This is a genomic window from Streptococcus sp. 5346, from assembly GCF_013277455.1.
GTDB lineage: Bacteria > Bacillota > Bacilli > Lactobacillales > Streptococcaceae > Streptococcus.
In genome coordinates this window covers 43,423-52,559 of sequence record NZ_VMMY01000007.1, presented here as the reverse complement: position 1 = coordinate 52,559, position 9,137 = coordinate 43,423, and the positions used below count along the sequence as shown (strand labels likewise).

General features: G+C 38.2%; 13 protein-coding genes. 1 reads left to right on the top strand and 12 read right to left on the bottom strand.

Annotated elements, in window-relative coordinates:
- The first annotated feature begins 13 nt into the window (after window positions 1–13).
- Window positions 14–694, top strand: a complete 681-nt coding sequence (radC, locus tag HT732_RS05100; protein WP_173254196.1) for a DNA repair protein RadC — start codon at window positions 14–16, stop codon at window positions 692–694.
- Here radC and HT732_RS05095 read toward each other — a convergent pair.
- The 12 genes from HT732_RS05095 to HT732_RS05040 all read right to left on the bottom strand — a co-directional run bounded on the left by HT732_RS05095 (window position 691) and on the right by HT732_RS05040 (window position 8,926).
- Window positions 691–1,380 carry a gamma-glutamyl-gamma-aminobutyrate hydrolase family protein gene (locus HT732_RS05095; RefSeq protein ID WP_173254195.1) on the bottom strand — a complete coding sequence of 230 codons (690 nt, stop codon included), beginning with the start codon at window positions 1,378–1,380 and terminating at the stop codon, window positions 691–693. The genes radC and HT732_RS05095 overlap by 4 nt on opposite strands.
- 17 nt (window positions 1,381–1,397) lie before the next feature.
- Window positions 1,398–2,039, bottom strand: coding sequence for a redox-sensing transcriptional repressor Rex (locus HT732_RS05090; protein WP_000653417.1), 642 nt, complete (start codon window positions 2,037–2,039; stop codon window positions 1,398–1,400).
- An 82-nt stretch (window positions 2,040–2,121) separates the two neighbouring features.
- A complete protein-coding gene (locus HT732_RS05085; RefSeq protein WP_049509385.1) occupies window positions 2,122–2,337 on the bottom strand; it encodes a DUF4649 family protein in 216 nt (71 codons plus the stop codon).
- 7 nt (window positions 2,338–2,344) lie between these two features.
- Window positions 2,345–2,692: a DUF1831 domain-containing protein gene (locus HT732_RS05080; protein ID WP_000863540.1), complete on the bottom strand. Its 348-nt coding sequence runs from the start codon at window positions 2,690–2,692 to the stop codon at window positions 2,345–2,347.
- Window positions 2,693–2,696: 4 nt separating this feature from the next.
- Window positions 2,697–3,812, bottom strand: coding sequence for a cysteine desulfurase family protein (locus HT732_RS05075; RefSeq protein ID WP_173254194.1), 1,116 nt, complete (start codon window positions 3,810–3,812; stop codon window positions 2,697–2,699).
- A gap of 9 nt (window positions 3,813–3,821) precedes the next feature.
- The gene (locus HT732_RS05070; protein WP_119947226.1) at window positions 3,822–4,781 is read right to left on the bottom strand and encodes a ribose-phosphate diphosphokinase; all 960 of its coding nucleotides are present in this window, start codon (window positions 4,779–4,781) and stop codon (window positions 3,822–3,824) included.
- Window positions 4,782–4,893: 112 nt separating this feature from the next.
- Window positions 4,894–5,463 carry a CYTH domain-containing protein gene (locus HT732_RS05065; protein WP_173254193.1) on the bottom strand — a complete coding sequence of 190 codons (570 nt, stop codon included), beginning with the start codon at window positions 5,461–5,463 and terminating at the stop codon, window positions 4,894–4,896.
- A gap of 132 nt (window positions 5,464–5,595) precedes the next feature.
- Complete coding sequence (locus tag HT732_RS05060; protein WP_173254192.1) at window positions 5,596–6,741, bottom strand: site-specific integrase; 1,146 nt, start codon at window positions 6,739–6,741, stop codon at window positions 5,596–5,598.
- A gap of 162 nt (window positions 6,742–6,903) precedes the next feature.
- On the bottom strand, window positions 6,904–7,188 hold the full coding sequence (locus HT732_RS05055; RefSeq protein ID WP_173254191.1) for a hypothetical protein: 285 nt from the start codon (window positions 7,186–7,188) through the stop codon (window positions 6,904–6,906).
- Window positions 7,189–7,202: 14 nt separating this feature from the next.
- Window positions 7,203–8,129, bottom strand: a complete 927-nt coding sequence (locus tag HT732_RS05050; protein WP_173254190.1) for an HIRAN domain-containing protein — start codon at window positions 8,127–8,129, stop codon at window positions 7,203–7,205.
- A gap of 35 nt (window positions 8,130–8,164) precedes the next feature.
- The gene (locus HT732_RS05045) at window positions 8,165–8,548 is read right to left on the bottom strand and encodes an ImmA/IrrE family metallo-endopeptidase (protein WP_173254189.1); all 384 of its coding nucleotides are present in this window, start codon (window positions 8,546–8,548) and stop codon (window positions 8,165–8,167) included.
- Between the two features lie 12 nt (window positions 8,549–8,560).
- On the bottom strand, window positions 8,561–8,926 hold the full coding sequence (locus HT732_RS05040) for a helix-turn-helix transcriptional regulator (RefSeq protein WP_050200267.1): 366 nt from the start codon (window positions 8,924–8,926) through the stop codon (window positions 8,561–8,563).
- Window positions 8,927–9,137: the final 211 nt, after the last annotated feature.

Sequence of the window (9,137 nt, the reverse complement as noted above, 5' to 3'; positions counted from 1 at the left end):
GAGGAGGATTTTTATGTACAGTATTTCATTCCAAGAAGATTCACTGTTGCCAAGAGAAAGGCTGGCAAAAGAAGGAGTTGAAGCGCTCAGTAATCAAGAGTTGCTAGCTATTTTACTCAGGACAGGAACACGGCAAGCCAGTGTTTTTGAAATTGCCCAGAAAGTTTTGAACAACCTTTCAAGTCTAACGGATTTGAAAAAAATGACCCTGCAGGAATTGCAGAGTCTATCTGGTATTGGCCGAGTTAAGGCCATAGAATTACAAGCTATGATTGAACTGGGCCATCGTATTCACAAACACGAAACCCTTGAGATGGAAAGTATTCTCAGCAGTCAAAAGTTGGCCAAGAAGATGCAACAGGAGTTGGGACATAAAAAACAAGAGCACCTGGTGGCGCTCTATCTCAATACTCAAAATCAAATCATCCATCAACAGACCATTTTTATCGGCTCAGCTACCCGCAGTATCGCTGAACCGCGAGAGATTCTTCACTATGCCATCAAGCATATGGCGACCTCTCTCATCTTGGTTCACAATCATCCTTCGGGAGCGGTAGCGCCTAGCCGAAATGATAATCAAGTCACTAAACTTGTAAAAGAAGCCTGTGACCTGATGGGGATTGTCCTCTTGGACCATTTGATTGTCTCTCATTCTAATTACTTTAGTTATCGTGAAAAGACGGATTTAATCTAAAGTTCATTAACGACATAGTCAAAGAGGTTTTTATCTTTGGGACGATTTTCAAATAGAAATTCTGGGTGCCATTGGACACCGAGAAAGGAGACATCATCCGTACTCATGACAGCTTCAATAATGCCATCCTTAGGATCATGAGCCGCAATCTTTAAGTTAGGTGCTAAATCCTTAATGCTCTGATGGTGGAAGGAGTTGATATGGGAAATTTCTCCATAGATTTCTCGAAGAACTGTATCAGGCTCTGTCATCAAGCGTTGAGTTGTGTATTCGGCAGAACAATCCTGCCAATGGTCTTCGATATCTTGGTACAAAGTTCCACCCATGGCAACGTTAAAGAGTTGTGTTCCACGGCAGACAGAAAAAATTGGCTTTTTCTGTTTAATAGCTTCCTTGATGAGGGCCAGTTCAAAGATATCCCTTTGAAGGTGGTAGTCATCGCTATCGATGGTTTTTGGTTCACCATAGAATTTTGGATCAACATTTTGCCCACCTGTCAAGATGAGCTTGTCAATCATACTGATATAGTGGCAGGCCATTTCTTGATCACCAATCGGTAGGATGATGGGAATCCCTCCAGCGTCTTTAACGCCTTCAACAAAGCCTTTTGCTGCGTAACTCATCATGATGTCATCATCTGGATGAGTTTTTTCGTTTCCTGTTATCCCAATAACTGGTTTTTTCATAAAATGATTTTCGCTTTCTAATCCTCTTTTCTCATGAAGTAGAGGAGGGTTTGGAGTTCACTTGTCAAATCGACATACTGAACGACCACGTCTTTTGGTAAATGCAGATGGACTGGTGAAAAACTGAGAATTCCTTTCACACCAGCATCCACCAAGAGATTGGCAACCTCTTGTGACTTGACGCTGGGAACTGTCAGGATAGCAGTCTTGACATCAGCATCCTTGATTTTATCCTTGATTTGAGAAATCCCGTAAATGGGAATTCCGTCAGGTGTTTGGGTACCGACTTCGGGATGGTCATCTAGGTCAAAGGCCATGATAATTTTCATCTTGTTACGCTCGTGGAAGCGGTAGTGGAGAAGGGCATGGCCCATATTTCCAATACCTACCAGCATGACATTGGTAATAGAGTTATCATTGAGCAAATCGGCAAAAAACGTCATCAGTTTTTTGACATCATAGCCAAAACCACGACGACCTAGTTCACCAAAATAGGAAAAATCACGACGTACGGTCGCGGAATCAATACCGATAGCCTCTGCAATTTGCTTAGAGTTGGCACGTTCAATCTTTTCTGCATGAAATCTCTTAAAAATTCGATAGTAGAGAGAGAGTCTTTTCGCTGTAGCTTTTGGAATAGCAGACTGTTTATCTTTCACAAAATCACAACCTTTCTATTCTTCTATTTTATAGAAACATTGTGAAAAAATCAACAAAAATAAGAAAAAACTAAGAAAAATCTTAGTTTTGATGTAAAAAATCTGCATGTGATAGAAAACGGTAGAGGTCTCCGACCAGTCCTTGGTAAACTTCCCGCCCTTTAAAGGTCAAAGAAGTCACATAAAGTGTATCTGGCAGGGTCACACATCCTGACAGAGCCAACATGAGAGCTTCATAATCCTCATACTTGAGTGTACGCTCTACATGATAGCTATCCTTATAGGTCAGTTCAAACATTTTGGCTCTATCTTTCTGATTTTGTAAAGACACCACGTTCTACCAAGCTATCCATGAGGAAGTAGAATTTTTCCTGATGAATGTGGTGGTCTTCTGATTTGAAAATATCAACTAGACGTAGCCCAAACTTGTCAGTGATATTAATTTTAGCTCCTGTTAGCTCTTTATTGATAATGATTTTGAGTTGGAAGCCTTCACCGCTGTTTGGAACCTTTTCAAGTAGGCGAGTCAGTTCATAGTTCCCAACCTTAGTCTCAAAAAAGGTGTTGTCCTTGAGGGTGAATTTCTTAACAGAAGGGCTAAGAGTGTAGTCGTAACGACAATTTTTTAACTGAATGGTTTTTTCAAATGCCATATGGCTAACCTCCGATAATTTCTTTTAAGGTTTTTGCGAGGGTTTGTAGATCTTCAACGGTATTTTGTGGCGACAAACTGATACGAACGGATTCCTTCAAGCGTTCTGAATTTGCTCCGTACATAGCTTCAAGAACATGGCTGGATTGGACAATGCCTGCCGTACAGGCTGAGCCAGTAGAGATTGAAATTCCAGCCAAATCTAGCCGAAGGAGTAAGAGGTCGTTTTTCTGGCCAGGAAATCCAATATTGAGGACATAAGGGAGATGATGGTCTCCTCTGTTCAAGTAATATTGAATACCCTCTAGCTCTGCAAGAAAGGCAGTTTCTAGATTTTGTACATGTTGGAAATGTTCTTCCTGTTTTTCTAGGTCTTCTTTTAGGGCTGCAACCATACCCACGATGGCAGCTAGATTTTCAGTTCCGGCTCGTTTTTTCTGTTCTTGGTCTCCGCCATGAAGATAGGAATCAAAATCCATGCTAGATGCGTAGAGAAAACCGATTCCCTTAGGACCATGGAACTTGTGGGCAGAAGCAGTGAGAAAATCAATGCCCAATTCTTCTGGGTGTATAGGGATTTTACCAATAGCCTGAACTGCATCGACATGATAGGCGGCTGGGTGTTGCTTGAGTATTTGGCCAATTTCAGCAATGGGTAGTAGGTTTCCTGTCTCATTATTAGCAAACATGGTAGAAACCAAAATCGTATCATCACGTAAAGCCTTTTGAATTTGCTGGGCTGTGATTTCTTGATTTTCTGGTTGAATAATGGTTGCTTCAAAACCAAAGTGTTGAACCAAGTAATCAATTGTTTCAAGGACAGCATGGTGCTCGATGGCAGTTGTGATGATATGTTTTCCTTGTTCTTGATGACGAAGGCAGTAGCCAATGATAGCAGTATTGTTGCCTTCTGTCCCACCAGAAGTGAAAAAGATATGTTGAGGTTTTGTCCCCAGTAACTGAGCTAGTTCCTGACGGGCTTCTCGCAAGAGTTTGCCAGCTTGACGACCATGTCCATGAATACTAGAAGGGTTTCCATAGGTTCCTTGCATAACCTCGGTCATAGCTGAAATAGCAACTGCTGACATAGGAGTCGTCGCAGCATTGTCCAAATAAATCAAAGGATCACCTTATTTCTTTTTGTTGTAGGCAAAGAGTGGGCTGACTGGTTTTCTTTCGTGGATACGGACGATAGCATCACCAATTAACTCACTAGCAGTGATGTAGCATACGTTTTTAGGAGTTTTTTCTTTTGTTGCTACTGAATCAGTCACAAGAATTTCTTTAATCTTAGTATTGTCAAGCAGTTCAGCAGCACCTTCAACGAAGAGACCGTGGCTAGAAACAGCATAAATTTCTGTAGCTCCTTCACGTTCAACGATTTTAGAAGCTTCAGAGAAGGTACGTCCTGTATTCAGAATATCGTCAATTAAGATGGCTTTCTTACCTTCAACATCACCGATAATATAACCTTCGTTGCGAGTTGCATCGTCTTGAGGGTAATCGATAATGGCGATAGGAGCATCAAGATATTCAGCCAGGCTACGAGCACGCTTTACACCTGAATTTTTAGGGCTGACGACAACAACATCTGACCCAAGTAGACCCTTATCGCAGTAATGTTTTGCGAATAGGGGCACTGTGAAAAGATTATCGACAGGAATATCAAAGAAACCTTGAACCTGAACGGCATGTAAATCAAGAGTCAGGATACGATCAACCCCAGCCTTAACCAGCATATTGGCAACTAGTTTTGCTGTAAGTGGCTCACGTGGTGAAGCAATGCGGTCTTGACGTGCATAGCCAAAATATGGAAGGACAACGTTGATACTGTGGGCACTTGCACGCACACAAGCATCAACCATGATCAACAATTCCATTAGGTGGTTGTTAACAGGGAAACTTGTTGATTGGATGATGTAAACATCATAACCACGGACACTTTCTTCGATATTCACTTGGATTTCTCCGTCTGAAAATTGACGTGACGATAGTTTTCCAAGTGGGACACCAACAGCTTGGGCAATTTTCTGTGCAATCTCTTGGTTAGAGTTGAGTGCGAAAAGTTTCATGTTTTTTCTATCTGACATTATAGACCGTCCTCTGTAAACTTTATAAATCCTAGTGATATTTACCTTACATATATGAACTAGGATTAGTGTATTTTTATCTTTTCTATTTTACCAAAAAATGGAGATTATTTCAGCTATTTTTCATGCTTTTGACAAATCGTACCAATTTTGAAGGAGCTTTTTGATAAGAAATCTGATTTTCCTCTAAAAATTGTTGGAAATCTTGTTTCCCTTGCTCGTGATTTTCCACTTCGAGCTCTAATTCGTAATCTGTCATATCAAAGTACTGACTTTCATCCAGTGCCATGAGGCCAATAGCTGTTTGCATTTCATAGCGAAGCGTCGTTAGACAACCAAGGATATGCCATTCACTTGTTTTAATACCATGTTTAGCCAATTCTTCGAGCACCAGTCCATGAGGAAGTTCTTCCTTAGCCAGATAAACTTCAGCATCTTTTAGGTGCAATTTTTGGTTGTACTCCATGTTTCCAACACTTTGAGGGACTTTGAGTGTCAATTCTGCCCAGTCGTCAAAGGTTCGAATGCGCATAGCGACTTTCTTTTCTCGTAGTTCAAAATCAGGCGTGTCGATGTAGTAATTTTTTTGAAGAACAGGTGTAATACCAGTGAACTGGTCTTTTAGACGATTGTATTCATCTTTTTTCAAGAGTGTTTTCAATTCAATTTCTAAATGTTTCATTTTTCTTACCTTTTCTTTATCGTTGAAAGCGGATTTATGGTATAAACTGCTCACAGCTTCCTAGACCCTTGAAATCAGTGGTTTTTAGCATGTTGACCAAAAGTGAATACGAGATTGAATACGACTCTACTTTTAACTTGAACGGATGAAATCCATAAGCTGATCAACGACTTCAACACGTTGATTGTCATTGATGTGGGTATACATATCAAGAGTGGTTTGAACATTATTGTGACCTAATCTGTCAGAAATGATTTTGGCTGTGACACCTGCTTCAAAGAGGAGAGAAGCGTGTGTGTGCCTGAATCCGTGAGGAGTGATTTTTTTGATATCGTTATGTTCACAAAAGAATCTTCTGAGTCTCTCTTTCACAGCTGAAGGAGAAATCCAACCTCCGAAACTGTTCGTAAAGATATAATTTGAATCATGTTTGTAAGGCACACTAGCCCGAAAATATTCTTTTATCTGCTGACGCTTCCAGAATTTCAATACATTCAGAGTTTCATCATCCAAGGTGATAACCCTCTTACTCATTTTGGTTTTAGGGTCCTGAACAGTTTGTTTTTTATTCACAACGACAGCTGTTCGAGAAATGCTTAATCGTTTATTTTCAAAGTCAACATCTGACCAGATGAGTCCGATAGCTTCTCCAGTCCTCAAACCAGTAAAAGCTAGTAAGTGATAAAAGGTATACTCTACAGGCTTACAATCTACTTTGCAAACTTTAAGAAACTCAGTTAGCTCCTGTTTTGTATAGTGGTTCTCTTTGGTCTTTAAAGGCCTATTTTTAGGCTTGATAATCTTGTCTAAGGGATTTGACTTAATGATGTCAATAGAAGTAGCATACTTGAAAATACGGCTGATGACAGAGTAGTAATTGGCATAGAGGATATAGCGATTACTTAACTTGATAGCAACCTTTTGACAATAAGCTACACTGATCTGATGGATTTTCATATCTGTAAAATACAAGTCAATCATAACATCAAGTTTTTTCTTAACGTTCTGATAGGTTGTTGGTTTTACAGTGTTTTTATAGCTATCAAGCCACAAATCAGCAACTTCAGCAAATGTAGGGTTCTGGAAATCTTCATTGTTTGAAAAACCATTTTCTTCAACATCTAAGAGAAGGTCACGTTCGGCAGCTTTAGCTTCTTTAATGGTTTTAAAACCACGGCGTGTAGTGCGTTTTTCTTTTCCAGTGGCGGGGTCTATGCCCAGATATGTTTGAAAGAGATATCTAGTCTCTCCTTTTTTTGTAATATATTTTTTTATCATAAAAAGTCCTTTCTTTTCGATTGCTTGCCCGCATAGTTGAAAAGGTGTAGAACTTATGATAAACTATAGTTGTATTTTTTTATCATCCTTTCCATTGCTTGCTTGATGGAAAGTTGAATCCTCACACTCAAAGTTTGGCGATGGAGAGTGTGGGGATTTTTTTTATTTTTTAAGTTCTTTTAACAAGGAGATTATCTCTTCATTTTGTTGAATGATAATCTGATTTTGTTGTATTTGAACTTTTTCAAACGCACCAGGACCACTTGCATTTGCTAAAGCTATAGCTTTACTATTTAACACATTTCCAATATAAGCAACTTGCTCAGGATATTTTTCATAAATATGAACCATATCATTTTCTTCAAAATATGGGAGAGCATCTTCATAATATTTTTGTTTTTGAGAGTCTTTTTTTGAAATTTTATCTTTTCCACCAAATAACGCCATAATATTTCCTCCGTTTATTTTTTTAGATATTTAATTATTGGTCTTATTAAGATATAAGATATTATTAGTCCAATAAAGAATGGCCCAATTTTTCCTTCAAACAGTAGAGATAGGGAAGCAAGTAAGAAGAGTAGACCGACACTAGATAATACAATGGATTTAATTGTAGGACTTTCTTTTTTCAGTGTTGCTTCAACTGAAGTAGTAAATTGAGTAGAATCAGTAACATTTAATGCGTTTTCTTCAATAGGGATAGTCGGTTTTGATAATTGTACTAAATCTGATTCTTTTTTCAATTCTAATACATCGGATGTTAGCACAGGCTCAACATTTTTTTGTTTTTCTTTTTCTCGTAAATCCACTTCATGGACACCTAATACAAATTCAGAGCTTTCTTCCTCAGTATTTTCATGTACTACATTTTCGATTGGAGTCGTCGGTGAGATTTCATTACTTTCTTCTAGCGTAGAATCAATAACTGATAGATATATTTCAAAACCAATATCTAAGTCGTTGTTAGTAATAACCTTATCGTTTAAATCATCCCACTCTTTGTATGGTCCACCTTTTATCTCTCCCTCTATTACAAAGTCATATTTTTTGTTATCAAAATATCTTCGTATTGTTTTAGCAACAGTTGCAGGAACATATCCTACATGATTATTAAATATCAAAACTTTTATAGCATTAGGATCATACTTATTATCTACTTCTGGAACGAGCTCAATATTGAAAAAGTTTAAATCTTGATATTTGAAAACTTTCAGACCATATTCTTCAAGTTCTTCTCTAAGTTCCTTAGTTGATAAATTGCTATAGTACTTTGCATATTCTGGGATTCCGTTATCTTCAGCAATTAGATTACAGGCTTCTTTAACCGCTTTTTTATATTTGGTTACACCAGCAACTCTAAACAAGATTTTTTCAACAGTCTTTTGCACAATTTCCTCCTCTAGTCAAATGCCCACAATATCATTTAATTGACCAATGCTAGGTATTCTTCCTTAATCATGATTTCATTTGTCATGGTTTTTAGATTGTAATAAGACATGAATTTGAGGTAATCAAACTCTTTGGGGTCGTCTAAGCTTTCTAGTGCGTCTTTCACGAGATGATGGATCATATTCCTATCAGCTTCGTTTTCACAGCGCAGGCGAGCGTTCTGGTACTCTGAGCGTGTATGGTCTTTGTGTCCGAGTTCATGCAGTAGTACCTTAACTCTCTCTTTTTTGCTGAGTTTATTAGACAAGAAAGCTGTGTTGGTTTCTTTTTCGTAAAACCCGAGTTCATCAGGTATTAGCTCACCGTCAAAATCGACAATGCGAACCTGAAAATGACTTATAATTTCTTTTTCGGTCACTAAGCAGTACCTCTAATCACCAGCTTCTTTGAGATAACCTTCAATGATAGACTGGATGATTTTCTTCTTTTCATCTGTTAATTCTCGGCCGCCAAACATCATGACATTCGACGCCATTTCTTCAACGTTCAGGGTCTTCCCTTGCCAGATATACTCTTTTGAATCACCAGCAATAGCAGGATTATCCGTGCGACCAAGTAAATAATCTGTGGACACGTTGAAGTAGTCAGCAATTTCTTGAAGACGTTCAGCATTTGGTTTTTTGTTTTTCATACTATAGATTGTATTTCTACTATATCCTAATGTTTCTTCAAGAGAATTTATAGAAATTCCACGATTTTGGCAAAGTTCTTTTATTTTTTCGAATAAAGAAAACATTGATTTATCAACCTTTCTAAGGCATGACAAAAAATATTTAAACTTTTGATTGTAAATCTGTTGACAAAACGCAATCTATAGTTTAGAATATTATTTGTAAGCTAAAGAGTTAGCGAACAAGACAACTAAAAAATAAAGCCTAATGAAACTGATTGGCGTCCGTTTTCTAGGTAGAACCTTACTTTTAGTAGGTCTTTTCTCTATGATTAAA

What these genes read in the sequence shown, in the direction of transcription:
- HT732_RS05080 (WP_000863540.1), bottom strand. Translation starts at nt 2,692, where the DNA reads ATGGCATTTGAAAAAACCATTCAGTTAAAAAATTGTCGTTACGACTAC.
- HT732_RS05065 (WP_173254193.1), bottom strand. Translation starts at nt 5,463, where the DNA reads ATGAAACATTTAGAAATTGAATTGAAAACACTCTTGAAAAAAGATGAA.
- HT732_RS05055 (WP_173254191.1), bottom strand. Translation starts at nt 7,188, where the DNA reads ATGGCGTTATTTGGTGGAAAAGATAAAATTTCAAAAAAAGACTCTCAA.
- HT732_RS05085 (WP_049509385.1), bottom strand. Translation starts at nt 2,337, where the DNA reads ATGTTTGAACTGACCTATAAGGATAGCTATCATGTAGAGCGTACACTC.
- HT732_RS05095 (WP_173254195.1), bottom strand. Translation starts at nt 1,380, where the DNA reads ATGAAAAAACCAGTTATTGGGATAACAGGAAACGAAAAAACTCATCCA.
- HT732_RS05070 (WP_119947226.1), bottom strand. Translation starts at nt 4,781, where the DNA reads ATGTCAGATAGAAAAAACATGAAACTTTTCGCACTCAACTCTAACCAA.
- HT732_RS05040 (WP_050200267.1), bottom strand. Translation starts at nt 8,926, where the DNA reads ATGTTTTCTTTATTCGAAAAAATAAAAGAACTTTGCCAAAATCGTGGA.
- HT732_RS05060 (WP_173254192.1), bottom strand. Translation starts at nt 6,741, where the DNA reads ATGATAAAAAAATATATTACAAAAAAAGGAGAGACTAGATATCTCTTT.
- radC (WP_173254196.1), top strand. Translation starts at nt 14, where the DNA reads ATGTACAGTATTTCATTCCAAGAAGATTCACTGTTGCCAAGAGAAAGG.